Source organism: Microbacterium sp. HA-8 (assembly GCF_046111165.1).
Taxonomy (GTDB): Bacteria; Actinomycetota; Actinomycetes; order Actinomycetales; family Microbacteriaceae; genus Microbacterium.
The window spans coordinates 2,498,666-2,523,099 of the sequence record NZ_CP162025.1 but is presented as its reverse complement, the minus strand read 5'-3'; the positions used below and the strand labels follow the sequence as shown (position 1 = coordinate 2,523,099).

Genomic DNA, 24,434 nt, shown 5'->3' with positions numbered 1-24,434 from the left:
TCAGCGGATCGCGTGTCCGATGCTCGCGACGACGGCGTCGAGCGTCACACCCGATGCATCGCGCTTCGCGCCGGACTCGGGAAGCGCGCGCACCGCGCCATCGGCGTCCAGCGCGCGTGCGGGACCCTCGCCGACCCAGGCCAGGCGGATGGCGTCCTCGCCGCGCAGCAGCCGCTGCGCCCGCACGCCGCCGGTGCCGCGCCCCTTGGCAGGGAACTCCGACAGCTCCGATACCTTCGCCGAGCCGGCATCTGTTCCGGCGAGGGCGGCGCTGCTGCCCGCGATCGTCACGACGACGGGGTCGGATGCTGTGGCGTCCACCACGGCGAAGTGCACGACGGCCTGCCCCGGTGCCACGCGCACACCGGCCATGCCACCCGCCGAGCGACCCTGCGGGCGCACCGCGGCGGCGTCGAACCGGAGGAGCTGTGCGTCACTCACGACGAAGATCAGCTCGGCGTCGTCGGCGGCCGGTGCCGCACCGACCACCGCGTCGCCCGGCTTGAGCGCGATGATCTCGATGTCGTGCTTGTTCGACAGCTCGGTCGCGCTGACGCGCTTGACGACGCCCTGACGGGTCCCCAGCGCGATCGGGGGCGCATCCACGAGCGGCACCAGGGCCACGATGTGTTCGTCCTTCGGCAGGGACAGGTACTGATCCGCGCGTGTGCCGGCCCCCGGCTGCACAGAGTTGCCCGGCACGCTGGGCAGATCGACGGGGGAGAAGCGCACGAGGCGCCCTGCGCTGGTGACGGCGGCGAGGTCGCCGCGTGTCGTGGTGTCGACCTGTGAGCGCACGGCATCGTGTTTGGCGCGGCGCGTGGGAGCGACGATCCCCGACGCGGGCTGATCGGGCGCCAGCTCGACGCGCACCATGCGCCCGCTGGCGCTGAGGATCACGCGGCACGGCGCGTCGGCGATCTCGAGCACGGGGGCGGTCCGGGAGGGGCGTGCGGTCGTCGCCGCCGCGTTGGTGAGCAGCGTGCGGCGAGGGGTGCCCAGACGCTCGGCGACATCGTCCAGCTCGGTCGCGACCTGACGTCGCAGCAGCACGTCGCTGGCCAGCAGCTCCTCGAGCGCCGCGATCTCGGCCTTCAGCTGGTCGCGCTCGGACTCGAGCTCGATGCGGGAGAACTTCGTGAGGCGACGCAGGCGCAGTTCGAGGATGTACTCCGCCTGCACGCGGGTCAGATCGAACACGTCCATCAGCCGCGCGCGAGCCTGTTCGCCGTCGTCGGAGGTGCGGATGACCTGGATGACCTCGTCGATGTCGACGATGGCGATCAGCAGGCCTTCGACCAGATGCAGTCGCTCGCGGCGGCGGGCAAGGCGGTACTCGCTGCGTCGGGTGATGACGCGCAGGCGATGATCGACGTAGACCTGGAGCATCTCGCGCAGCCCGAGGGTGCGGGGCTGCCCCTCGACGAGGGCGACGTTGTTGATGCTGAACGAGTCCTCGAGCGGCGTGAGCCGGAACAGTTGCTCGAGCACGGCCTGCGGATCGAAGCCGGTCTTGATCCCGATGACGAGCCGGGTGCCGTTCTTGCGGTCGGTGAGGTCTGCGACGTCGCTGATGCCCTGCAGCCTCTTGGACTGGACGGCGTCCTTGATCTTCTCGATGACCCTCTCGGGCCCGACGAGGTAGGGCAGCTCGGTGACGACGATGCCCGTCTTGCGCGGCCCGAGGCTCTCGATGCTCGTGCGTGCACGCGTCTTGAACGATCCGCGGCCGGTGCGATAGGCATCCCGGACACCGTCGAGACCGACGATGACGCCCCCGGAAGGCAGGTCGGGACCGGGCACGAACGCCATCAGATCCTCGAGGGTGGCATCCGGATTCTCGATGAGGTGGATGGCGGCGCCCACCACTTCGATGAGGTTGTGCGGGGCCATGTTCGTGGCCATGCCCACCGCGATACCGCTCGCGCCGTTGACCAGCAGGTTGGGGTATGCGGCGGGGAGCACCTCGGGCTGCTGGAACTGGTTGTCGTAGTTGGGGATGAAGTCGACGACGTCCTCGTCGAGGCTTTCGGCCATCGCGAGCGCGGACTCCGCGAGCCGGGCCTCGGTGTAGCGGGCGGCCGCCGGTCCGTCGTCGAGCGAGCCGAAATTGCCGTGTCCGTCGACGAGCGGCACGCGCTGGGAGAAGGGCTGCGCGAGGCGCACGAGTGCGTCGTAGATCGGGGCGTCACCGTGGGGATGCAGCTTTCCCATCACCTCGCCGACGACACGGGCGCTCTTGACATGCCCGCGGTCGGGCCGAAGTCCCATCTCGGCCATCTGGTACACGATGCGGCGCTGAACGGGCTTGAGCCCGTCGCGGGCGTCGGGCAGCGCTCGTGAGTAGATGACGGAGTAGGCGTACTCGAGGAACGATCCCTGCATCTCGGTCGAGACGTCGACGTCTTCGATGCGCTCGGCGGCGGGATCGGTGCGGGAGTCGGGCATGGGGTCCTTCGGGCGAGACGAGGGGCCGTCCGCGTGGTGTGCGAGACTGGCCCCGATGTCCCTCATGCTACCGGCGCCGCCCGCGCACGCCCGGAGCCTCACCGAGGTCATGCCACGCCTGTGGGCGTCGGTCGGCGGTCCCGAGCCCGACTTCGGGGTGCAGCAGCTGCCCCCGGTGGCATCGGCCATCGCGGTGGTGGTCGACGGGCTCGGTGCGGCGAACCTCGCTGCCCGGGCCGGCCACGCGCGCTTCCTTCGCGAGGCGATGGCCAAGCGCGACACCGCCCTGAGCGTCTTCCCCTCCACGACGGCATCCGCGCTTACGAGCCTCATGACGGGAGCGGCCCCGGGACGACACGGCATCGTCGGCTACCGTGTGCGCGTGCCCGGCACGGCGGTGCTGTCGAATCAGCTCACCGGGTGGGAGAAGGACGGCCTCGATCCGGCGACCTGGCAGCGGGCCGAGACGCTCTTCGAGCGCGCAAGCCGACGCGGCCACGCGTGTTTCGTCGTCAGCCGCGAGGACTATCGCTCCTCCGGATTCACGCGCGCGGCATTCCGGGGCTCGCACTTCCTCGCGGCGGGATCGTTCGCCGATCGACTGACCCTCGCTCTCGAGACCGCCCGCGCACATCCCGGAAGTCTGACCTACGTCTACACGCCCGACCTCGATGCGCTGGGGCACCGTATCGGGTGGGAGTCGGACGCATGGGTCGCTGCGCTCGAGCAGGTGGATGCCGCCGCCCGGGAGTTCTCGCGCGACGCGGCCGCCCTGGGCATCGGCGCGGTGCTCACCGCAGACCACGGCATGGTCGACGTTCCGCGGCACGGCCATGTGCTCGTCGTAGAGGGCGACGCGATCCTCGATGGCGTGGCAGCGCTTGCGGGCGAGCCGCGGATGCTGCATGTCTACGCGGAACCGGGCGAGGCCGAGCAGGTGGCACACCGTTGGCGGGCGTCGGAAGAGTCACGATCCTGGGTGCTCTCGCGCGCCGAGGCGATCTCGGCGGGGATCCTGGGGTCGGTGGATCCGGAGGTGATGCCGCGCCTCGGGGACGTGCTGGTCGCAGCGCGGGCGAGGGTCGCCTACTACGACGACCGGCTGCCCGACAAAGGACCGCAGAACATGGTCGGTCAGCACGGGTCTCTGACGCTCGACGAGCGACTCGTGCCTCTGATCAGACTCGGCGCCTACGCCACTCGCTGAGGTGTGGATTCACTCCCCGTCGCCGCGCGCGCCGAAGACGATCTCGTCCCATGACGGGAGCGACGCGCGTCCGCGCCGACGGCCACCGGTCTCGGCTGCCGATTCTGCGGGCTGCGTCGTCGTCTCGACGGAGTCGTCCACGGACTCGTAGCCGGGCTCGAGCGCGTCGAACAGGGCCACGGGAGCGTGCGGCGCCACCGGTGACGCCTCGGAGAGGCTCGGCGCGGATTCACGCTGACCGCGGCGTCGTCTGAGCGCGTCGAGCAGGTCGGCCGTCTCCGAGCTCGTCGACGGCGACTCGGCCGAGCGCTTGACGGCGGCATCAACAGCGCCCGACTGCGGCGGGGCTTCATCGGTCGCGGGCGCGACGGCGGGGTGCGGATCGCGACGCGGGCCGAAAGCGCCGCTGTCGAAGCGGGAGTCGTCCTTGAGCGCAGAGGAATTCTGATCGAGTGCGCGCAGGCGGGGGATCAGGCCCTCGGGCAGCGACCCCTGACGGGACAGCTGCGTTGCGTCGGCGTTCAGGGGTGAGAGGGCGCTGCGCCGCGGATCGAAGCTCCAGCGGGCGTCGTGCTCGATCTCGCCCACGGCGAACTCCACCTTCACGACCCAGCCGGCCTTCTCCTTCCAGCTGGTCCATCGCTCGCCGGCGGCGCCGACCTCGGCGAGTTTGGCGCGCATGGCGGCACCGAACGTGGGCTGTGCATCGGCGTCGTCGACGGCGCCCAGAAGCACGGGCACGGCGAGCGCGAGCCCCACGACGTGTTCGCGCTCGGCGAGGACGGGGGCCTCGAAGCGGGCGACGTCCTCTTCGCGGGCTCCCAGCAGCTGCGCGACTTCGCGGGCGGACAGACCCGAGCGAATGTGCGCCTGGATCTCCCGTGGGCTCGGGCGCGCGGCTCGGGTGTCGTCGACCTCGGCGCGCGCGCGGGCGCGCCGGATTTCGGCGCGGAGGACCTCGTCGATGACCAGTGCGAACGTCTCACCGTTGTCGCTGGCGACGATGAGGCGATCGTCCTCCGTGCGGATGACCTTGAGTTCTTGCATGCGAACGCCTTCTTCCGCATCGTTTGTGTTCGGCCATCGTGTCACGGGCGGCGTCCGGATGCGGGAATATCGCGGGCGCGCCGTGGGTTCGGAGAGGACGGCGGATGTCGCCGGAGCACGCATTTGCGAAATGCGCACCTGTCGTGCAAACTAGCGCCGCCTCACTGGCACCCGCACCACCAGCACGCAATGAAAGAAGTGACTCTCACGCATGGCAACCGACTACGACGCCCCCCGCAAGACCGAAGACGACAGCGAGTCGATCGAGGCCCTGAAGGAGCGCGTTCCTGACAAGCTGTCGGGTGCCGTCGGCGACGAAGACGCCGACAACCCCACGGGATTCGAGCTGCCCGGTGCCGACCTCTCCGACCTCGAGCTCGACGTCGTGGTGCTGCCCGCCCAGGAGGACGAATTCACCTGTGTGAGCTGCTTCCTGGTCAAGCACCGTTCGCAGGTCGATCACGAGGAGTCGTACGGACTGATCTGCCGGGACTGCGCCGCATAACACGGCCGCGCTCGATAGCGGCGGCGAGCCTGTCCGGCGTCCGGGTGGAGATCACCCACGCCGGAACGGGATCCGCCTCGTCCGTGATCGGTACGACCACGAGGCCCTCGACGCCGCCGCGGATCAGCATCCACGATCTCGGATCCAGTCTCGGTCCACGCGCCTGACGGGCCTCGTCACCGGTGAGCGGCAGCGGCTCACCGAGGTGGTCGGCATCGATGTGCGCGCGGCCCGCGCGAAGTTCTCCGTCGCGCACCTCCACGACGGGGGAGAGAGCCACCAGGACGCCGATCACGGCGACAGCCACGGCCAGTCCCGTCGCCAGCGCAAGCGTGGGATCGAGGGGTACGAGCACGAGGGATGCCATCGGTGCAACGGCGGCGGCCGAGACGAGCACCCACAGTGACGGGGTCAGTCTCTCGCGATAGGCGGCTGTTGGCTTCTGCATTACCCTCGATGAGTGACCGATTCCGTGGACGTTCCCATTATCGCTCCCGAACCTCCCGCCTACGCCCACCCCGGTGACGCCGGCGCCGATCTGGTCGCGGCCGAGTCCCTGCGGCTCGAGCCCGGACAGCGCGCGCTGGTGGGCACGGGCGTCTCCATCGCACTCCCCGACGGATACGCCGCGTTCGTGGTACCCCGCAGCGGCCTGGCCACCCGGCACGGCATCACGATCGTGAACTCGCCGGGCACGGTGGATGCCGGCTATCGAGGGGAGATCAAGGTGACGCTGCTGAACACGGACTCCGATGCCGCGTTCGAGATCACGGCGGGAGATCGGATCGCCCAGCTCATCGTCATGCCGGTGACCCGCGCCCGATTCGTGCCCGTGAGGGAGTTGCGCGAGAGCGCGCGTGGGACGGGCGGCTTCGGATCCACCGGTGTGCGGCCCCTCGCGGCGGCGGAGGTGTCCGCGTGAGCGACGCGCAGACGGCGGCAGAGGACCCGACGGCGAAGTCGGCGCCCCTGGATCGCGCCACGGCCGGGCCCTTCGACGAGGCCGAAGCCAACGCGGTGCGGCCCTACATCGACCTGGGCGGCATCAAGGTGCTTCCGCGAGAGGGACTCAACCTCCGCCTCGAGATCGAGGAACAGTCGCAGCGCATCGTCGCCGTGGGGCTCGACTATGCCGACTCCACCCTTCAGGTGCAGCCCTTCGCGGCGCCCCGGTCGAGCGGACTATGGCACGAGACGCGTGCCCAGATCCGCGAGCAGGTACGCCAGCAGGGCGGGCGCGTGGAGGAGCGCGAAGGCCCGCTGGGTCCGGAGCTGCTCGCCGAGGTGCCCGTGATGGCGGGCGCGGCCGGCGACTCCGGCAAGCGCCTGGCCCGCTTCGTGGGCGTCGACGGACCGCGGTGGTTCCTGCGGGGCGTCATCGGCGGTGCAGCGGCGTCCGACCTCGAGGCGGCAGCGCAGGTGGAGGATCTCTTCCGCTCCATCGTCGTGGTACGCGGCGGGACGCCCATGCCCCCGCGTGAATTCATCCCGCTGAAGATGCCGACGGCCCCGGGGGCTGCGTGAACGAGTCCCGTGCGCCCGAGGACGGAAAGGACCCCCTGACCCCGCCGCCCGCATCCGAGGTGCTCGGCGGAGCGCTTGCGGGGGCGGCACGGCGCGCGGGACTGGACCCCGATGACGGCAGCACCACCGGGCACGTCGTCTGGCGTGCCATGGGCGGTTGGCGAGGCATCCTCGAATCCGTCCTGCCGAGCCTCACCTTCCTCGTCGCCTACACGATCTGGCAGAACCTGCCCCTCGCCCTCGCTGTTTCCGTCGGGCTGGCGGTCGTCTTCACCGTCCTGCGTCTGATCGCCCGCTCTCCCGCCTCGGCCGCAGTCGGCGGGCTGGTGGCCACGGGTGCCGCGGCGCTCCTGGCGCTGTGGACCGGCCGGGCCGAGGACAACTTCATCTGGGGCTTTTTCACCAACGGTCTCTACGGCACCGCGCTTCTCGTGTCGGCGCTGGTCGGATGGTCGCTGATCGGACTGGCCGCGGGCTTCCTCATGGGGGAGGGCACCGCGTGGCGCTCGGATGCCCGCAAGCGCCGCGTGTTCTTCTGGCTCGCGATCGCGTGGGCTGCTCTCTTCGCCGCGCGGCTCGCGGTGCAGCTTCCGCTCTACTTCGCGGGGGATGTGACCGCGCTCGGAACGCTCAAGCTCATCATGGGCGTGCCGCTCTTCGCGCCCCTGTTGGCGGTGACGTGGCTCGCGGTGCGCGCGGTGTACCGGCCGCGGGCGGAGTGATACATTTATCTTGATATCAAGATAAATTCGGCCCTTCCTCGCACGCCGTCGAGGGCGCAGACTGGTAAGGCTCGCCTTGCTAGCCGCGCTTCCGGCCCGGCCGCGAAGATGGAGGCCGGCGAGAGGTCGCAGCTACCTGAAGGAGACGGCATCGTGGCATCGGTCAACAGCTTCGGAGCGCAGAGCACGCTCACAGTCGGTGGCACCGACTACGAGATCTTCCGCATCGACACCGTGGCGGGGTCTGAGAGGTTGCCGTTCAGCCTCAAGGTGCTCCTCGAGAACCTTCTGCGCACCGAGGACGGCGCGAACGTCACGAGCGCGCAGATCCAGGCGCTGGGTTCATGGGACCCCGATGCGCAGCCGAACACCGAGATCCAGTTCACGCCCGCGCGCGTCGTGATGCAGGACTTCACGGGAGTGCCCTGCATCGTCGACCTCGCCACCATGCGCGAGGCGGTCACGACACTCGGCGGCGACCCCGACAAGATCAACCCGCTCTCGCCCGCCGAGATGGTCATCGACCACTCCGTGATCGCCGACCTGTTCGGCTCCGAGAACGCCCTCGAGCGCAACGTCGAGATCGAATACGAGCGCAACGGCGAGCGGTACCAGTTCCTGCGCTGGGGTCAGTCCGCATTCGACGACTTCAAGGTCGTCCCGCCCGGAACCGGCATCGTCCACCAGGTCAACATCGAGCACCTCGCCAAGGTCATCTACGACCGCGAGGTCGACGGCGTGCTGCGCGCCTATCCCGACACCTGCGTGGGCACCGACTCGCACACCACGATGGTCAATGGCCTCGGGGTGCTCGGCTGGGGCGTCGGCGGCATAGAGGCCGAGGCGGCCATGCTCGGCCAGCCGGTGTCGATGCTCATCCCGCGCGTGGTCGGCTTCAAGCTCACCGGCGAGATTCCCGCCGGAGTGACGGCCACCGACGTCGTGCTCACGATCACCGACATGCTCCGCAAGCACGGGGTGGTCGGCAAGTTCGTCGAGTTCTACGGCGCCGGTGTCGGTTCGGTGCCCCTGGCCAACCGTGCCACGATCGGCAACATGAGCCCCGAGTTCGGCTCGACGGCCGCGATGTTCCCGATCGACGACGTGACGCTGGACTACCTGCGCCTGACCGGTCGTGACGAGCAGACCGTGGCGCTCGTCGAGGCCTACGCCAAGGCGCAGTCGCTCTGGCACGACGCGTCGCGCGAGCCGTCGTTCAGCGAGTACATGGAGCTCGACCTCGGTACCGTGGTGCCCTCCATCGCCGGGCCCAAGCGCCCGCAGGACCGCATCCTCCTGTCGGAGTCGAAGGCCCAGTTCGAGAAGGACATCCTGAACTACGCCTCCGCGACCACCTCGGAGTCCATCGTGGACCTCGAATCGCAGGAGTCCTTCCCGGCGTCCGACCCCGGCAACGCACCCGGCGTCGAAGAGCCTGTCACCCATGACGAGGTGTACATCTCCAGCGGAGGCCCGGCAGCAGCATCCAAGCCGGTGCGGATCACCCCTGCCGAGGGCATGCCCTACACGATCGACAACGGCGCCGTCACGCTCGCCGCGATCACCTCCTGTACCAACACCTCGAACCCGTCGGTCATGATCGCCGCCGGTCTGCTGGCGAAGAAAGCGGTCGAGAAGGGCCTGCAGCGCAAGCCGTGGGTCAAGACGACGCTCGGACCCGGCTCGAAGGTCGTCACCGACTACTACGAGAAGTCGGGGCTCGACAAGTCCCTCGAGGCGATCGGCTTCTACACGGTCGGGTACGGCTGCACGATCTGCATCGGCAACTCGGGTCCCCTGATCGAGGAGGTCTCGGCGGCCATCAACGACCACGACCTGGCCGTCACCGCCGTGCTCTCGGGCAACCGCAACTTCGAGGGCAGGATCAGCCCCGACGTCAAGATGAACTACCTGGCCTCGCCGCCCCTCGTCGTCGCCTACGCCCTCGCCGGCTCGATGAACTTCGACTTCGAGACCGACCCCCTGGGCAAAGACCTCGAGGGCAACGACGTGTTCCTCAAGGACATCTGGCCCGCGCCCGATGAGGTGCAGGACGTCATCGACACGTCGATCTCGCGCGAGCAGTTCATCACGCAGTACGCCACCGTCTTTGACGGCGACGAGCGCTGGAAGAACCTGCCGACCCCGACCGGGCCGGTGTTCGAGTGGGACGAGGACTCGACGTACGTGCGCAAGGCGCCGTACTTCGACGGCATGACGATGGAGCTGACGCCGGTCGCCGACATCGCCGGCGCCCGGGTGCTGGCCACGCTCGGCGACTCGGTCACCACCGATCACATCAGCCCCGCCGGCAACATCAAGATCGGCACGCCCGCGGCGAAGTACCTCGAGGATCACGGTGTGCGCCAGAAGGACTTCAACTCTTACGGGTCGCGCCGCGGCAATCACGAGGTGATGATCCGAGGCACGTTCGCCAACATCCGCCTCAAGAACGCCCTCGTCAGCGCCGTCAACGACGGCGCGGTGGTCGAGGGCGGCTTCACCCGCGACTTCACGCAGCCCGGGGGACCGCAGTCGTTCATCTACGACGCGAGCCAGAACTACCAGGATCAGGGCACACCGCTGGTGATCTTCGGCGGCAAGGAGTACGGTTCGGGATCCTCACGCGACTGGGCGGCCAAGGGCACGAGCCTGCTTGGCGTCAAGGCCGTCATCACCGAGAGCTTCGAGCGTATCCACCGCTCGAACCTGATCGGCATGGGCGTGGTGCCGCTGCAGTTCCCCGCCGGTCAGAGCTGGGAGTCGCTGGGCCTGGACGGCACGGAGATCGTCTCGATCTCGGGACTGGAGAAGCTGAACGAGGGCGTGACGCCGGAGACGGTCACGGTGACCGCCGAGCCCAGTGAGTTCTCATCGGAGGGCAAGCAGACGATCACGTTCGAAGCCGTCGTGCGCATCGACACCCCGGGCGAGGCGGACTACTACCGCAACGGCGGCATCCTGCAGTACGTGTTGCGCAGCCTGGTCTGACACGCGACGCCGCAGGGGCCCGCGATCATCGGCGGGCTTCTGCGGCTGGGTCGTGTCCGGGGCACGGGAGCCGCCACGCCCGCCGCTCGCGGAGCGGCGCCCGGCAGGGCCCGTAGACTGGGTCGATGCCCGGTGCGGACGTCACATCGGGCGGGGGAGGAGCGCAATGCCGTTGCTGTCGTCCATCTCGGGGCCGCGCGACCTCGATGCCCTGAGCGTCGAACAGCTCGATGAGCTGGCCGCCGAGATCCGCGAGTTCCTCGTCGACAACGTCTCACGTACCGGCGGCCACCTGGGCCCCAATCTGGGTGTCGTCGAGCTCACCATCGCGCTGCACCGTGTCTTCCGTTCGCCGGATGACCCGATCATCTTCGACACCGGCCACCAGTCGTACGTGCACAAGCTGCTCACGGGTCGTCAGGACTTCTCGGGGCTGCGCTCCCGCGGCGGTCTCGCAGGCTACCCGCAGCGCTCCGAGAGCGAGCACGACGTGGTGGAATCCTCGCACGCGTCCAGCTCCATCAGCTGGGCCGACGGCGTCTCACGTGCCCTCACCCGCACCGGCCGGCGCGATCGGCACGTGGTTGCCGTCGTCGGCGACGGCGCGCTCACGGGCGGTATGACGTGGGAGGCGCTGAACAACATCAGCGACGACAACGATCGCAATCTCGTGATCGTCGTCAACGACAACGGTCGCTCCTACGCCCCGACGATCGGCGGTATCGCCCGCCACCTCAACCGCGTGCGCACGACCGATGCGTACCGCACGCTGCACCGCAGCAGCGACACGTTCTTCCACCGCCTCGGGCCCGCCGCCCGCGCCGTCTACCGCGGGGTGCGAGGCGGAACCCACGGGTTCCTCTCCCGGTTCACCAACAACGCCGCGCTCTACTCCAACCTCGACATCAAGTACCTCGGCCCGATCGACGGACACGACCTGCCTACCGTCCTCGAGACCCTCGAGCTCGCCAAGGAGTACGGCGCGCCCGTGATCGTGCACATGATCACCGAGAAGGGTCGTGGCTACCTGCCCGCCCGCAACGACGAAGCCGACCAGTTCCACGCGGTGGGTCGGATCGACCCGGTGACGGGTGAGACGCTCGGCGGCGCGGCGACCTCGTGGACGGACGTGTTCGCCGATGAGCTCGTGGCGATCGGGGCGGAGCGCGAAGACATCATCGCGATGACGGCCGCCATGCTGCGACCCACGGGGCTGCAGCGCTTCGCCGAGCGCTTTCCCGACCGCGTCTACGACGTGGGCATCGCCGAGCAGCACGCCGCCGCCTCGGCTGCGGGGCTCGCGTACGGCGGGCTGCATCCCGTCGTGGCCATCTACGCGACGTTCATGAATCGGGCCTTCGATCAGGTGATGATGGATGTCGGACTCCATCGTGCGGGTGTGACGTTCGTGCTCGACCGCGCCGGTGTCACGGGACCGGATGGGCCCAGTCACCACGGCATCTGGGATCTCGCGATGCTGCAGCTCGTTCCGCAGATCCGCATCGCCGCACCGCGTGACGAGCCGCGCCTGCGCGAGGAACTGCGCGAGGCGGTCGCCGTCGATGACGCTCCGACGGTCGTGCGATACCCCAAGGCGACGGTCAGCGCGTCTCTGCCCGCCCTCGAGCGACTCGCCGACGGCGTCGACGTCCTCGCGCGCGCCGACGCCGAAGATGTGCTCATCATCGGGATCGGGCCGATGGCGCACACGGCCATGGATGTCGCCACCCGCCTTGCTGCACAGGGCATCGGTGCGACGGTCATCGATCCCCGCTGGGTCGTTCCCGTGGCTCCCTCGATCGTCGACCTCGCCGCGCGCCATCGCCTGGTGATCACGATCGAGGACGGCATCCGCGTCGGGGGGATCGGCACCAGGATCCGGCAGGTGCTGCGCGAGGCCGGTGTCGACACGGCGGTCGACGAACTGGGCCTGCCCGACGAGTTCATCGACCACGCCTCCCGCGATCAGATCCTCGAGGCCGCGGGCCTGACTCCGGCGAAGATCGCCCAGGATGTCGTGTCGCAGGTCCTCGGCACGCGGGTTCCCGTCGCGAGGCCGACCGCGGGGGAGCCCGCGTGGCTGACCCGCGTGTCGGAGGCCGCGGGGGACTGACCCGCGCGCGGCCTCCGCGCGCTCAGCCGCCGATGCCGCGGATGACGGGGTGGTGGAAGCTGTCGCCGAACACGCGCTGGGACGCCCCCTCCCGGTCGAGATAGGGCGATGCCCCACCATCGATGAAGGGCCAGCCTGCGCCGAGGATCAGGCAGAGGTCGATGTCCTCGACGGCCGGGACCACGCCCTCGTCGAGCATGATGCGCATCTCCCGCGCGAGGCCGTCCTGCACGCGGCGAAGGATCGTCTCGGCCGACGCCGGATCGGTTCCGACACTGCCCTTGAGCACCTTCTCGGCCGGCTTGGTGAATCCGGTCACCCGGCCGCCCTTGTCCTTCTGCACGACCTCGGGCAGTTGCGCCAGCGCGTGGAAGTTCTCGTTCGCGTAGAACCTCTCCGGGAAGGCGCGGACCATCGTGTCCTGCACGTGGGCGGCGACCTTCCACCCCACCAGGTCGATCAGCTGGAACGGCCCCATGGGCAGTCCCAGCGGTGCGAACGCGTGCTCCACCTCCGCCACCGGGGTTCCTTCGTAGACGGCACGGGCCGCCTCGCCCATCACCATGGCGAGCAGTCGGTTGACGACGAAGCCGGGGGTGTCCGCGGTGAGCACAGCGTTCTTGCCGAGCCCGCGAGCGACCACGAAAGCGGTTGAGAGCGCGGCGTCGGCCGTCTTGTCGGTGCGCACGATCTCGATGAGCGGCATCACCGCGACGGGGTTGAAGAAGTGGAACCCCACGAGTCGTTCGGGGTGCTCGAGTCGTGCACCGATCTCCGCGACCGACAGCGACGAGGTGTTCGTGGCGAGGATCGCGTCTTCGGCGATGATCTTCTCGATCTCGCCGAAGACGGACTGCTTCACTCCGACCTCTTCGAAGACCGCCTCGATGACGAAGTCGCAATCCGCGTACAGGCCCTTGTCGGTCGTGCCCGTCACGAGCGCGCGCAGACGATTGGCGGCATCCGCATCCAGGCGTCCCTTCGCCTCGAGCTTGCCGATCTCGTCGTGGATATAGGCGACACCCTTGTCGACGCGCGCCTGATCGAGATCGGTGATGAGCACGGGCACCTGCAGTTTGCGCACGAAGAGCAGCGCGAACTGACTCGCCATGAGTCCCGCGCCGATGATCCCGACCTTCGTGACCTTCCTTGCCAGATCCTTGTCGGGAGCTCCGACGGGACGTTTCGCGCGCTTCTGAACGAGGTCGAAGGCGTACATGGATGCGGCGAACTGATCGCCGGTGACGAGGTCGGCCAGCGCCTCGTCCTCACGGGCGAATCCCTCGGCCTTGGTACCGGACTTGGCCCGCTCCAGCAGGTCGAGCGCCACGTAGGGGGATCGGGGAATGGTGCCGATCTTGGACTCCAGCATCCCGCGCGCCATCTTGATCGCGACGGGCCACTTCACGGAACGCTCGATCCGTCCCGGCGTGTGCGGGCGCTCGACGGTGACCCGGCCGCCCAGCACGCCGTCGGCCCAGCGCAGAGAATCCTCCAGGTAGCTTGCGGCCGGGAAGATGGCATCCATGATGCCGAGGTCGAAGGCCTGCTGGGGGCGCAGCATCCGGTTCTGTTTCAGCGGGTTGGAGATCACCACCTCGAGCGCGTTCTCGATGCCGATGAGGTTGGGGAGCAGGTAGGCGCCGCCCCAACCGGGGATGATGCCGAGGAAGACCTCGGGGAGGGCCACGGCCGCCGCCGAGGCATCGACGGTGCGGTAGGTCGAGTTGAGGGCGATCTCGAGTCCGCCGCCGAGGGCGAGGCCGTTGACGAAGGCGAACGAGGGCACACCGAGCTCGCCGAGCCTTCCGAGCACCTTGTGACCGAGCTGGGCGATCAGGCGGGCATTGTCGCGGGAGCCGACCTTGGTGATGTCGGAGAGGTCCGCCCCCGCCGCCAGGATGTACTGCTTGCCGGTGATCGCGACGGCCTCGATCTCGCCGGCGTCGGCGCGGGCCTTCAGCGTCTCGAGCGTCTCGCCGAGCGCGATCATCGTCGCGGGCCCGAGCGTATTGGGCCGTGTGTGGTCGCGTCCGTTGTCGAGCGTGATCAGGGCGAGGACGCGCCCGGACGGCAGCCGAACGTCACGGACGCGCGCGTGGGTGATGATCTCGTCGTCTGCGAGGGCCCCGAGCGGCGCGAAGTCGATGTCGTCGTACTGGGCGGTGGCGTCGGTTGTGGTCTGCGCGCTCACTTCTTCTTCCGTCCGTTGTAGTGCGGGTTCTCCCAGATGACCGAGCCGCCCTGGCCGAGCCCGACGCACATGGCGGTGAGGCCGTAGCGGACATCGGGACGTTCGGCGAACTGCGCGGCGAGCTGGATCATCAGCCGCACGCCCGAGGCGGCCAGCGGGTGGCCCACGGCGATGGCGCCGCCCCACGGGTTGACACGGGGGTCGTCGTCGGCGATGCCGAAGTGATCGAGCAGCGAGATCACCTGGATCGCGAACGCCTCGTTCAGCTCGAAGAGGCCGATGTCGTCGATCGAGAGTCCCGCCTTGCGCAGGGCCTTCTCGGTCGAGGGGATCGGCCCGATGCCCATGATCTCGGGCTGCACGCCGGCGAAGGCGAAGGACACCAGGCGCATCTTCGGAGAAAGGCCCAGCTCCTTCACGGCGTCGCCACCGGCGAGGAGCGACATCGTGGCACCGTCGGTGAGGGGGGAGGAGGTGCCGGCGGTGACACGTCCGTGGGGCCGGAAGGGCGTCTTCAGCGCGGCAAGGTCCTCCATCGTGGTCTGGGGACGTCGCCCCTCGTCCTCGGTGGCGAGACCCCAGGCGCCGTCGGCGTCCTTGATCGCGACGGGAACGAGGTCGGGCTGGATCTTACCGGCGTCGTAGGCCGCCTGCACCTTGTGCTGGCTCAGCATCCCGAATCGGTCGGAGCGCTCCTTGGTCAGGTGCGGGAACCGGTCGAAGATGCGCTCTGCGGTCACGCCCATGTTCAGAGCTCCGGGATCGACCATCTTCTCGGCCACGAAGCGCGGATTGGGATCGGCGTTGCCCCCGATCGGATGATGGCCCATGTGCTCCACGCCGCCCGCGAGAGCGAGATCGTACATGCCGACGCCGATGGAGGCGGCCATGGTCGTGACGCTCGTCATGGCGCCTGCGCACATGCGCTCGATCGCGAGGCCGGGAACCGACTGGGGCAGGCCCGCGAGGATCGAGACGGACCGACCGAGGGTGAGGCCCTGGTCTCCGGTCTGGGATGTCGCGGCGATCGCGACGTCGTCGATCCGACCGAGCGGCACCCGGGGGTTGCGCTCCATGAGGCCGATGGTCGCCTTGACGGCGAGATCATCGGCGCGGGTGTTCCAGTACATGCCTTTTTCGCCGGCGCGCCCGAACGGGGTGCGCGTTCCATCGACGAAGTAGACGTCCGAGAGCTCGGCCACACTGCCTCCAAAACTAGGGAATGACCCCAGCCTAGGAACCGGCCGCGGACAGCCGGAATCGGTTGGGTCGAACCTACGAACCGGTTTCGGAGGGCGCGACGGCCTCTTGTGTGGAACTGACAAAGGCTTCGGCGATCAACTGTGCAGTCTCGTCAATCTGCCACGGGCGCGCGCCAAGGGCCTCGAGCGCACGCCCGATCGACTCCGCATCGACCGTCTCGGGCGGCGCCCACGCGACCCGGCGCAGCAGATCCGGGGTCAAGAGGTTCTCGACCGGCATCGTCAGCTCGCTCGCGCGCTGTTCGATGACGGGTCGTGCCGCGCGCAGTCGCGCATCCGCAGCCGGGTTCCGGTCGGCCCATGCGCGCGGTGGCGGAGGGCCATCGCCCGACACCCGCTCGACCGGAAGCGCGGTCTCGGAGCGCCCCCGCTCGAACGCTTGCCACCACCGGTCGAGCTGTGTACGCGAGGCGCGTCCCGTGAACTCCTTCACGGACGCGAGCGCCTGCTTCGTCTGCGGATCCGCCAGCACCGCCGCGACGAGCGAGCGGTCGGGCACGAGGCGACCGGGTGAGACATCCACCTCGCGGGCGTACTCCTCACGGGCGGTCCAGAGCTCGCGCGCGACGGCGAGCGATCGACGTCCGCGCACGGTGTGCAGACCGCTCAACCGGCGCCAGGGGTCCTCCCGGGCGGGCCGCGGCGGGCGCTCGAGCACGGCACGGAACTCCTCCTCGGCGAAGCGCTGCTTGCCCTGCGCGTGAAGATCCGCGGCGAGTGCGTCGCGCACATCCACGAGGTGGAGCACATCCAGCGCGGCGTACTCGAGCCAGGAATCGGGCAGCGGGCGGGTCGACCAGTCCGCTGCGGAGTGGGCTTTGGCGAGCGAGATGCCGAGCACTTCTTCGACCACAGCACCCAATCCCACGCGTTCGCGGCCGAGCAGGCGGGCGGCGAGCTCGGTGTCGAAGATCATCGGCGGCACGAGCCCCGCTTCTCGGAGCGAAGGCAGGTCCTGGCTCGCCGCATGCAGCACCCACTCAGTGCCGCCGATCGCGCGCTGCAGAGCGTCGAAATCGCCGATCGCCGGGGGATCGAAGAGGAAGACGCCCGCGTCGCGACGGAAGACCTGGATGAGGTAGGCGCGCTGCGAGTATCGGAAGCCCGACGCCCGCTCGACGTCGACCGCGACGGGCCCCACGCCGAGGGCGAGCAGTGCGGCGGCCTCGGCGAGCCCCTCGCCCGTGTCTATGACCGGATGGCTGGTCACTGTCGTCTCCTCGATGATGTGTGGTGCGCGTGGGCGGAAGCCCGTGCGGTGCACCTCGCACGGCCGGGCGGCGCGGCCGGTGCGACGTTCAGTCCCGGTCCCTCCGGCGAACCGAGAGGATCTCGATGCCCTCCGATCCCGGCGGCAGCCCCGCGAGCATGCCCAGGAGCTCCGCCCACGCCTCGACGTGTGGTGAAAGGGACCCGCCCGCGGGCGTCCACGAGGCACGCAACTCTATCTGCGCGCCGTCGCCTTCATCCGCGAGGGAGCCGAATCCCTTCGAGAGCGTCTTGGTCGCCGTTCCCGATGCCGAATGATACTGGGCCCCGCGCGAGTCGAGCGCATCGATCAGCCAAGACCAGGCGACGTCCGCGAGAAGCGGATCGGTGCCGATCTCGGGCTCGAGCGGCGCCTGGGCGAAGCAGACGATCCGCAGTGGGCCGCCCCATGGGTCGGGCATGCTCGTATCGTGCAGGAGGATCAGCCTGCCCGTGCCGTACGGCGAGTCCGCCGAGTCCTGTGTCTGACGGACGTCCCCCGCCAGGGCGAGGGCTTCGGGTGCGACGCCCGTCGGCGCGGGGATCTCGCGGACACTGAGATCGCCACGGATGTCGGTGGCCCGGACATCTGCGACTGCCCGGGCGAAGAGAGCGGAGAAGCCCTCTTCCGAATGATCCGCGGTCACGTCCACAGACTAGAGTGGGGCCTCGATGATCCTCCCCAGGCGCGCCGCAGCGGCGAACGGCCCCCTCGCAGCCGGCCTTCGTGTGACCGCCGCCGTGCTCAGCGGATCGATCGTGACGTTGCTGGCCGCGATGACAGTCGTATCCGGCCGGCTCGCGCGACGGGTTGTCACCCCGGCGCCGCGGGTCGCCGACACCCGGATCGTGGGGCTGGACACCGCGGCGCAGACGATCACCCTCGACCGCACCCCCGACACGCGGCTCCCCGGCCGGTACGGACTGTTCACCTCCGGCGCCGAGACCTACGTCAAGCTCGGCTCGGTGCTGACCGAGTCCGACACGACCGTGAAACGCAAGCTGCTCACGCACATCGAACGCGGAGCGAGGCTCGGCGCCGAGGCCGCCTTCTCCGGATGGTACTACGACCGCCCCGAGCAGCTGCAGGTGCCGTACTCGCCCGAGCTCATCGGGTCACCGCTGGGACCCTGCCCCGCCTGGCTGTTCCCCGCCGCGCAGCCGAGCGACCTGTGGGTCATCCAGATCCATGGCCGCGGCACCACTCGCGCCGAGGCGCTGCGTGCCGTGCCCGTGTTCCGCGATCTCGGGCTCACCTCGCTCCTCGTGTCGTATCGCAATGACGGCGAAGCCCCCCGCAGCCGCCAGGGCACCTACACGCTCGGGGCGACCGAATGGCGCGATGTCGATGCGGCGGTCGCCTTCGCGCGGCGTCGCGGAGCGCGTCGCATCGTGCTCATGGGCTGGTCGATGGGCGGCGCGATCGCCCTGCAGCTGGCCCTGACGTCCGCGCACCGCGAGCACATCGCCGCCGTCGTGCTCGACTCGCCGGCGATCGACTGGGCCGACGTCCTTCGTTTTCAGGCCGGGATGCTGCGCCTGCCGAGGCCCATCGTCGGCATGACCCTCGGCGCGCTGGGCGGGGAGTGGACGGGGCCGCTGCGAGGCTCCGGCGATCGCATCCCTTTCGATCGCCTCGACGTCGTGGCACGCGCGGGCGAACTGCGGCATCCGGTCCTCATCCTGCACAGCGACGACGACGGGTTCGTGCCCTCGGACGCATCGCGGGCCCTCGCGCGCGCGCGTCCTGATCTCGTCACGCTCGAGTCCTTCGAGGTCGCGCGCCACACGAAGCTGTGGAACTACGACCAGGACCGCTGGACGGGCGCCATCGCGCGCTTTCTGCGCGAACGCGGGCTCACGGCCGCCGACGCAGGCGAAGGTAGCTGAATCCGGACTGATCCACCAGCATCCCCGCGACGGCGCCGGGGGGATCATCGGCGGCGCCGACGGGGATGAACGGTCCGCTGGAGGGCGTGAGTGCCGGAGCGACGGTGACGCAGACCTCGTCGACGACGCCCGCGGCGATGAATCGACCGGCCAGGGTCGGTCCACCCTCGCAGACGCTGGATTCGAGGCCGCGTGCGTGCAGCGCTGCGAGGATCCGACGCGGCTCGAGCGTGCCGTCGGCGTCCGCCGGCACGCCGACGACTTCCGCATTCATCTCAGCCAATCGCGCCCGCACGGCGGCCACGCGCGGTTGCGGGCAGAGCACGAGGACGGGCGGCGCACCGTCGGCCGACGCGTCGAGACGATGTCCACTCAGGTCACCGGAGCGGGTCACGACGGCCAGTCGTGCGGAACGGGGCACGATGTAGCCCTCGGCGCGCACGGACTGGGCGCCCACGATGACGACGTCCGCGTGCCCCCGGATGACGCCGAGCACGGCGCGGTCGGCGCGGTTGGACAGACTCTCGCTCGTGCCATCGGGCCCGGCCGCCGATCCGGTCAGGCTCGTGATCATGTTCAGGCGCACGAACGGGCCGGGATCGGGGGCGTAGACGCTCTCGAGCCACGCGCGTCCGTCGGCGTCTGAGATGTCGACGCTCGGGCCGACCGGCAGCACCTGCGTCAGCAGCATCCGCTCGCTCACACCGATGACTTCGCGCGCACCTGCCGCTTGGCGCGCATGAGCATGCCCGTCATGCCCGCGATCCGCAGGGGCGACACGGCGCGGGTGAGACCGATGCTCTGCGGGAAGTCATCGGGGATCGCCAGCGCCTCGGCGACGGTCAGGCCCGTGATGCCCTGGGCGAGGATGCTGGCGAACCCCCGCGTGGTCGGAGCCTCGCGCGGCGCCGTCGCGTGCATCGCGACGCGACCCGCGGAATCGACGTCGACGATGATGTACACCGGCGACTGGCACTCCGCCACGCGCTCCGCGAGTTCGGGATGTCCCTCGTACTCGGCGGGCACCGGCGGGAGCTCGTTGGAGAACTCCAAGAGCAGCTGCAGTCGTTCGGACTCGGGGAGGTCGAGGAAGTCCTCGCGGATCTCGGCGAGCGCGTCGGGGAGGTGGTGCTCAGTCATCGGGTCCATTCTCCCACGAGACGCCCTCCGGTCAGCGGGTCGGGGCCGGCCCGGGCTCTGTGCCGACGACGATCGGCACGCGCACGGAGCTGCCCCATTCGGTCCAGGATCCGTCGTAGTTGCGCACGTTCTCGAACCCGAGCAGGTGCTGCAGGACGAACCAGGTGTGGCTGGAGCGTTCGCCGATGCGGCAGTATGCAACGACGTCGTCGCCCGGTGTGAGCCCGGCACCCTCGAGGTAGACGGCCTCGAGTTCGGCGCGGGATTTGAACGTGCCGTCCTCGGCGACGGCCTTGCCCCACGGCACGCTCTGGGCCGACGGGATGTGCCCGGCCCGCAGCGCCCCCTCCTCCGGGTAGGCGGGGGCGGTGGTGCGCTCTCCGGAGTACTCCTCGGGCGAACGCACATCGATCAGCGGGTTGCCGAGGTGCGCCAGCACGTCTTCGCGGTAGGCGCGCAGTGTGGAGTCGTCGCGTTCGACGACGGGATAGTCGGTCGCCTCGGAGGTTGCAGCATCCGTGGTCAGAGGGCGACCCTCCGCGATCCAGCGGTCGCGGCCGCCGTCGAGCAGGCGGACGTCGCGGTGGCCGAACAGCGAGAACACCCACAGGGCGTAGGCCGCCCACCAGTTGTTCTTGTCGCCGTAGATCACGACCGTGTCCTCCCGCGCGATGCCCTTGCGGCTCATCAGTGCGGCGAAGCCGGCACCGTCGACGTAGTCGCGCACGACGGGGTCGTTCAGCTCGGTGTGCCAGTCGACCTTCACGGCGCCGGGGATGTGGCCGGTCTCGTAGAGCAGCACGTCCTCGTCCGATTCGACGACGACCAGGCCCGGCTCTCCGAGACGCTCCGCGAGCCATGAGGTCGTGACCAGGCGCTCGGGGTGGGCATATGCGGCGAACTTGGGATCGGAGGAGTCGGTGGGGGTGCTCATGGGTCTCTCCTGGACGTCATCGGGCGCGGTCGCCGGGGAGGGGCTGTCGGTCGCGCGCAGATAGGCTGAATGCCATCCCTTGAAACCCTAGGTCGCCGGGCGCCGCCTCGCACCCGCGCCGACCGAATGTGACGTCCGGAAGGACCGCATGCCACTCTCGACCGACGCGGGTATCGTCCAGCTCACCGATCGTGCGCCCTCGGTCACAGGGACGGAGATGGTGGCGCATCTCGTGCCGCCGCCGCAGTTCGACGCGGCGTCGTTCGAGAACTATCGCGCCGACTCCGCCTATCCCTCGCAACAGCACGCCAAGGAGCTGCTCACGGCTTTTGCGGGACGTGCTCCCGCGGCCAAGCGCGGAGGGCTGTTCTCGCGCCGTGCGCGGGTTCCCGAGACGAAGCCGGGCGTCTACCTCGACGGCGGCTTCGGGGTGGGCAAGACGCACCTGCTCGCGGCCGTCTATCACGCGATGCCCGCACGGCGGAAGTACTTCGGCTCCTTCATCGAGTACACCGCGCTTGTCGGAGCGCTCGGCTACAGGAACACGGTGGATCTGTTCCGAGGCGCCGACCTGCTCTGCATCGACGAGTTCGAACTGGACGATCCCGGCGACACGATGGTCATGACCCGGCTGCTGGGCGAACTCGTGGGTTCGGGTACGAAGCTCGCGGCGACCAGCAACACCCCGCCCAATGCGCTCGGGGAGGGGCGATTCGCCGCCCAGGACTTCCTGCGTGAGATCCACGCGATGGCGGCGAGCTTCGAGACGGTGCGCATCGACGGCGTCGACTACCGTCAGCGGGCGATCGACGGCCACGCGCGCGTGCTGCAGCCTGCGGAGTACGAGGCAGCGATAGCGGATGCCGCCACCCGGGGTCTCGTGTCGGATGACAGCTTCTCCGGGCTGATCGGGCACCTCGCCCACGTGCATCCCTCGCGGTACATCCGCCTCATCGACGGTCTCGACGTCGTCGGCATCCGCGACGTGCACACGCTGACAGACCAGTCTGCGGCGTTGCGCTTCGTCGCGTTCGTCGACCGGGTGTACGACGCCCAGCTGCCGATCAGGGCCACGGGAACGGGCCTCGATCAGGTCTTCCCCGATGAGATGCTCGCCGGCGGCTACCGCAAGAAGTACCTGCGCGCCATCTCCCGACTGAACGCGTCGACCGCGGCCTGACGCGCGCTGTTCTTTCTGACCTCACGGCTTCGTGAAACACGATGTTTACATGCGGGCGGCCGACGTAACGCGCACGAAACATCGATCCGTCCCACACCGTAACCATTGATGTCCAGACTGGGGCGAGGTCGTGGGGCCCTCTGTACCCGAAGCCCCACGCGTCTTGATACACAACACATGGATGAGGAACTTCATGGATAGCGGAAATCTCGCCTGGTCCGTCACAGCAACGGCGCTAGTGCTTCTCATGACGCCCGGTGTGGCGTTCTTCTACGGTGGCCTCGTCAAGGCCAAGAGCGTCGTCAGCATGATGATGATGAGCTTCGGCGCGCTCGGCCTCGTCAGCGTGCTCTGGATTCTCTACGGCTTCAACATGAGCGCCGTCGAGAGCCCCTGGGCATTCGCGGGCAACCCCTTCTCCGACCTCGGCCTCGGCGCCCTCGATGACAACGGCCTCGTGGGTGCGGCGTTCGGCGCCACCTTCGCGATCATCACCGTTGCGCTCATCTCGGGTGCCATCGCGGACCGCGCCAAGTTCGGCGCGTGGATGATCTTCGCCGGCATCTGGGTCACGCTCGTCTACTTCCCGGTCGCCGCGTGGGTCTGGGGTGGCGGCTGGGTCTTCAGCCTCGGCGAGACCTTCGGCTTCTCCACCAACGTCATCGACTACGCCGGTGGCACCGCCGTGCACATCAACGCCGGTGCGGCAGCACTCGCCCTCGCGCTCGTGCTGGGCAAGCGCGTCGGCTTCCAGAAGGGCATCCACAAGCCCCACAACGTTCCGCTGGTGCTGCTGGGCGCCGCGCTGCTGTGGTTCGGCTGGTTCGGCTTCAACGGTGGCGCCGAGGGCACCTTCGCGCTGCTGGGCACCGAGGACTCGCTCATCGGGCTCATCACGATCAACACCATGGGTGCGACCGCTGCCGCCATCATCGGTTGGCTGATCGTCGAGAAGCTCAAGGACGGCAAGGCCACCTCCGTCGGCGCGGCATCGGGTGCTGTCGCCGGTCTCGTGGCCATCACGCCCGCCTGTGCGAACCTGACCCCAGGCTGGGCACTGCTTCTCGGCATCGTGACCGGTGCCGTCTGCGCCCTTGCGGTGGAGCTGAAGTGGAAGCTCGGCTTCGACGACTCGCTCGACGTGGTCGGCATCCACCTCGTCGGCGGTCTGATCGGAACGATCTACCTCGGCTTCTTCGCGACCGAGACCGGTCTGTTCCTCGGCGGCGGTGCGGAGCAGCTCATCCTGCAGGTGATCGCAGCCCTCGGCGTGCTCGTGTACTCGTTCGTGCTGGCCTTCATCATCGGCTTCGCGATCGAGAAGACCCTGGGCTTCCGCGTCAAGAACGAGGACGAGATCGCCGGTGTCGACACGGTCGTCCACGGCGAGGAGGGGTACGCGATCGCCGAGCGCGAGTAACGTACAGCTCACTGTCCACGAAGGGGCGTCGCGAGATCGCGGCGCCCCTTCGGCGTGCGTAGGGTGAGCGGGTGAGCACCCGCGGCATCCTTCGATCTCTCGCCTCCCTCCTGCGCCCACGCACCCAGCCGGTGCCGAACGCCTCGACGCGAGTTCCCGACGCTCAGGGCAGCCCCGGGCAGACCGGCCCCGCGGCGACGGTTGAGATCGATCCTCCGCCGCGCGATGGGCTGCGGATCACCTACGCACCCGATCGCGACGGCGATCCCGATGCGGGGGAGGTCGTATGGACCTGGGTGCCGTATGCCGAGAAGGATGGGCGTGGCAAGGACCGTCCGGTGCTCGTGATCGGGCGCCAGAGTGCGGATCGGGTGTACGCGGTGCGGTTGACCAGTCGTGGTCGCGAGGGCGACAGGGATCTCCTCCCTATCGGCGCGGGCCCGTGGGACAGTCGTGGGCGAGAGTCGTGGGTCGACACCGACCAGCTGTACAGCGTGCACAGGTCCGGGATGCGCCGGGAGGCGGCAGCGCTGGAGCGCGCCGTCTTCGCGCGCGTCGCCGCCGCGCTGCAGGCGCGTCACGGCTGGCGGGTCGTGGGCTGAGCAAAAC

21 protein-coding genes are annotated in these 24,434 nt (G+C 69.2%); 11 read left to right on the top strand and 10 right to left on the bottom strand.

Annotated elements, in window-relative coordinates; translation table 11 throughout:
* Positions 1-2,448, bottom strand: a complete 2,448-nt coding sequence (locus AB2L57_RS12065) for a DNA topoisomerase (ATP-hydrolyzing) subunit A (RefSeq protein ID WP_409047191.1) — start codon at positions 2,446-2,448, stop codon at positions 1-3.
* A 55-nt stretch (positions 2,449-2,503) separates the two neighbouring features.
* On the opposite strand from AB2L57_RS12065, the gene AB2L57_RS12060 reads away from it, so the two are divergent.
* Positions 2,504-3,655 (top strand): alkaline phosphatase family protein, encoded by a 1,152-nt coding sequence (locus tag AB2L57_RS12060; protein ID WP_409047190.1) that lies wholly within the window; start codon positions 2,504-2,506, stop codon positions 3,653-3,655.
* Positions 3,656-3,664: 9 nt separating this feature from the next.
* Here AB2L57_RS12060 and sepH read toward each other — a convergent pair whose 3' ends face one another.
* A complete protein-coding gene (sepH, locus tag AB2L57_RS12055) occupies positions 3,665-4,702 on the bottom strand; it encodes a septation protein SepH (protein WP_292815033.1) in 1,038 nt (345 codons plus the stop codon).
* A gap of 211 nt (positions 4,703-4,913) precedes the next feature.
* On the opposite strand from sepH, the gene AB2L57_RS12050 reads away from it, so the two are divergent.
* Positions 4,914-5,207 (top strand): DUF4193 domain-containing protein, encoded by a 294-nt coding sequence (locus AB2L57_RS12050; RefSeq protein ID WP_292815031.1) that lies wholly within the window; start codon positions 4,914-4,916, stop codon positions 5,205-5,207.
* On the opposite strand, the gene AB2L57_RS12045 is transcribed toward AB2L57_RS12050, so the two are convergent.
* Positions 5,140-5,655, bottom strand: a complete 516-nt coding sequence (locus tag AB2L57_RS12045) for a DUF3093 domain-containing protein (RefSeq protein ID WP_409047189.1) — start codon at positions 5,653-5,655, stop codon at positions 5,140-5,142. The genes AB2L57_RS12050 and AB2L57_RS12045 overlap by 68 nt on opposite strands.
* 12 nt (positions 5,656-5,667) lie before the next feature.
* On the opposite strand from AB2L57_RS12045, the gene dut reads away from it, so the two are divergent.
* From dut to dxs, 5 genes are all read left to right on the top strand, one after another.
* A complete protein-coding gene (gene dut / locus AB2L57_RS12040) occupies positions 5,668-6,129 on the top strand; it encodes a dUTP diphosphatase (RefSeq protein WP_292813150.1) in 462 nt (153 codons plus the stop codon).
* Entirely contained in the window at positions 6,126-6,731 is a 606-nt protein-coding gene (locus tag AB2L57_RS12035) for a DUF3710 domain-containing protein (protein WP_292813146.1), read from the top strand. Before dut ends, AB2L57_RS12035 begins: the two co-directional genes overlap by 4 nt.
* Entirely contained in the window at positions 6,728-7,453 is a 726-nt protein-coding gene (locus AB2L57_RS12030; protein ID WP_292813143.1) for a DUF3159 domain-containing protein, read from the top strand. Before AB2L57_RS12035 ends, AB2L57_RS12030 begins: the two co-directional genes overlap by 4 nt.
* Positions 7,454-7,606: 153 nt before the next feature.
* Entirely contained in the window at positions 7,607-10,444 is a 2,838-nt protein-coding gene (locus tag AB2L57_RS12025) for an aconitate hydratase (RefSeq protein ID WP_409047188.1), read from the top strand.
* Positions 10,445-10,610: 166 nt separating this feature from the next.
* Positions 10,611-12,557, top strand: coding sequence for a 1-deoxy-D-xylulose-5-phosphate synthase (gene dxs, locus AB2L57_RS12020; RefSeq protein ID WP_292813138.1), 1,947 nt, complete (start codon positions 10,611-10,613; stop codon positions 12,555-12,557).
* A gap of 22 nt (positions 12,558-12,579) precedes the next feature.
* Here the strand turns inward: dxs and AB2L57_RS12015 are convergent, their stop codons facing one another.
* The 4 genes from AB2L57_RS12015 to AB2L57_RS12000 all read right to left on the bottom strand — a co-directional run bounded on the left by AB2L57_RS12015 (position 12,580) and on the right by AB2L57_RS12000 (position 17,908).
* Positions 12,580-14,751 carry a 3-hydroxyacyl-CoA dehydrogenase NAD-binding domain-containing protein gene (locus AB2L57_RS12015; RefSeq protein ID WP_409047187.1) on the bottom strand — a complete coding sequence of 724 codons (2,172 nt, stop codon included), beginning with the start codon at positions 14,749-14,751 and terminating at the stop codon, positions 12,580-12,582.
* Positions 14,748-15,953 (bottom strand): thiolase family protein, encoded by a 1,206-nt coding sequence (locus tag AB2L57_RS12010; RefSeq protein WP_292813133.1) that lies wholly within the window; start codon positions 15,951-15,953, stop codon positions 14,748-14,750. The genes AB2L57_RS12015 and AB2L57_RS12010 overlap by 4 nt, the downstream gene beginning before the upstream one ends.
* Before the next feature lie 73 nt (positions 15,954-16,026).
* The gene (locus AB2L57_RS12005) at positions 16,027-17,223 is read right to left on the bottom strand and encodes an HRDC domain-containing protein (protein WP_292813129.1); all 1,197 of its coding nucleotides are present in this window, start codon (positions 17,221-17,223) and stop codon (positions 16,027-16,029) included.
* Positions 17,224-17,311: 88 nt separating this feature from the next.
* Entirely contained in the window at positions 17,312-17,908 is a 597-nt protein-coding gene (locus AB2L57_RS12000; RefSeq protein ID WP_292813126.1) for a DUF3000 domain-containing protein, read from the bottom strand.
* A gap of 25 nt (positions 17,909-17,933) precedes the next feature.
* Between AB2L57_RS12000 and AB2L57_RS11995 the strand changes: the two genes are divergently transcribed.
* Positions 17,934-19,151 carry a S9 family peptidase gene (locus AB2L57_RS11995; protein WP_292813124.1) on the top strand — a complete coding sequence of 406 codons (1,218 nt, stop codon included), beginning with the start codon at positions 17,934-17,936 and terminating at the stop codon, positions 19,149-19,151.
* On the opposite strand, the gene AB2L57_RS11990 is transcribed toward AB2L57_RS11995, so the two are convergent.
* The 3 genes from AB2L57_RS11990 to AB2L57_RS11980 are packed head-to-tail and all read right to left on the bottom strand — an operon-like array spanning position 19,120 to position 21,225.
* Entirely contained in the window at positions 19,120-19,854 is a 735-nt protein-coding gene (locus tag AB2L57_RS11990; protein ID WP_409047186.1) for a dihydrofolate reductase family protein, read from the bottom strand. The genes AB2L57_RS11995 and AB2L57_RS11990 overlap by 32 nt on opposite strands.
* The gene (locus AB2L57_RS11985) at positions 19,851-20,291 is read right to left on the bottom strand and encodes a SufE family protein (protein WP_292813118.1); all 441 of its coding nucleotides are present in this window, start codon (positions 20,289-20,291) and stop codon (positions 19,851-19,853) included. Before AB2L57_RS11985 ends, AB2L57_RS11990 begins: the two co-directional genes overlap by 4 nt.
* A gap of 31 nt (positions 20,292-20,322) precedes the next feature.
* Positions 20,323-21,225 (bottom strand): sulfurtransferase, encoded by a 903-nt coding sequence (locus AB2L57_RS11980; protein WP_292813114.1) that lies wholly within the window; start codon positions 21,223-21,225, stop codon positions 20,323-20,325.
* 148 nt (positions 21,226-21,373) lie between these two features.
* On the opposite strand from AB2L57_RS11980, the gene zapE reads away from it, so the two are divergent.
* The 3 genes from zapE to AB2L57_RS11965 all read left to right on the top strand — a co-directional run bounded on the left by zapE (position 21,374) and on the right by AB2L57_RS11965 (position 24,427).
* Positions 21,374-22,405: a cell division protein ZapE gene (gene zapE / locus AB2L57_RS11975; protein ID WP_409047185.1), complete on the top strand. Its 1,032-nt coding sequence runs from the start codon at positions 21,374-21,376 to the stop codon at positions 22,403-22,405.
* 193 nt (positions 22,406-22,598) lie between these two features.
* Positions 22,599-23,825, top strand: a complete 1,227-nt coding sequence (locus AB2L57_RS11970; protein WP_409047184.1) for an ammonium transporter — start codon at positions 22,599-22,601, stop codon at positions 23,823-23,825.
* 71 nt (positions 23,826-23,896) lie between these two features.
* Positions 23,897-24,427: a type II toxin-antitoxin system PemK/MazF family toxin gene (locus tag AB2L57_RS11965; RefSeq protein WP_292815445.1), complete on the top strand. Its 531-nt coding sequence runs from the start codon at positions 23,897-23,899 to the stop codon at positions 24,425-24,427.
* The last annotated feature ends 7 nt before the right edge of the window (positions 24,428-24,434 follow it).

Coding starts and splice junctions, on each gene's coding strand:
- AB2L57_RS12045 (WP_409047189.1), bottom strand. CDS start 5,655: ATGCAGAAGCCAACAGCCGCCTATCGCGAGAGACTGACCCCGTCACTG.
- AB2L57_RS11980 (WP_292813114.1), bottom strand. CDS start 21,225: ATGAGCACCCCCACCGACTCCTCCGATCCCAAGTTCGCCGCATATGCC.
- AB2L57_RS11985 (WP_292813118.1), bottom strand. CDS start 20,291: ATGACTGAGCACCACCTCCCCGACGCGCTCGCCGAGATCCGCGAGGAC.
- AB2L57_RS12050 (WP_292815031.1), top strand. CDS start 4,914: ATGGCAACCGACTACGACGCCCCCCGCAAGACCGAAGACGACAGCGAG.
- zapE (WP_409047185.1), top strand. CDS start 21,374: ATGCCACTCTCGACCGACGCGGGTATCGTCCAGCTCACCGATCGTGCG.
- sepH (WP_292815033.1), bottom strand. CDS start 4,702: ATGCAAGAACTCAAGGTCATCCGCACGGAGGACGATCGCCTCATCGTC.
- AB2L57_RS11970 (WP_409047184.1), top strand. CDS start 22,599: ATGGATAGCGGAAATCTCGCCTGGTCCGTCACAGCAACGGCGCTAGTG.
- AB2L57_RS12065 (WP_409047191.1), bottom strand. CDS start 2,448: ATGCCCGACTCCCGCACCGATCCCGCCGCCGAGCGCATCGAAGACGTC.
- AB2L57_RS12060 (WP_409047190.1), top strand. CDS start 2,504: ATGTCCCTCATGCTACCGGCGCCGCCCGCGCACGCCCGGAGCCTCACC.
- dxs (WP_292813138.1), top strand. CDS start 10,611: ATGCCGTTGCTGTCGTCCATCTCGGGGCCGCGCGACCTCGATGCCCTG.
- AB2L57_RS11995 (WP_292813124.1), top strand. CDS start 17,934: ATGATCCTCCCCAGGCGCGCCGCAGCGGCGAACGGCCCCCTCGCAGCC.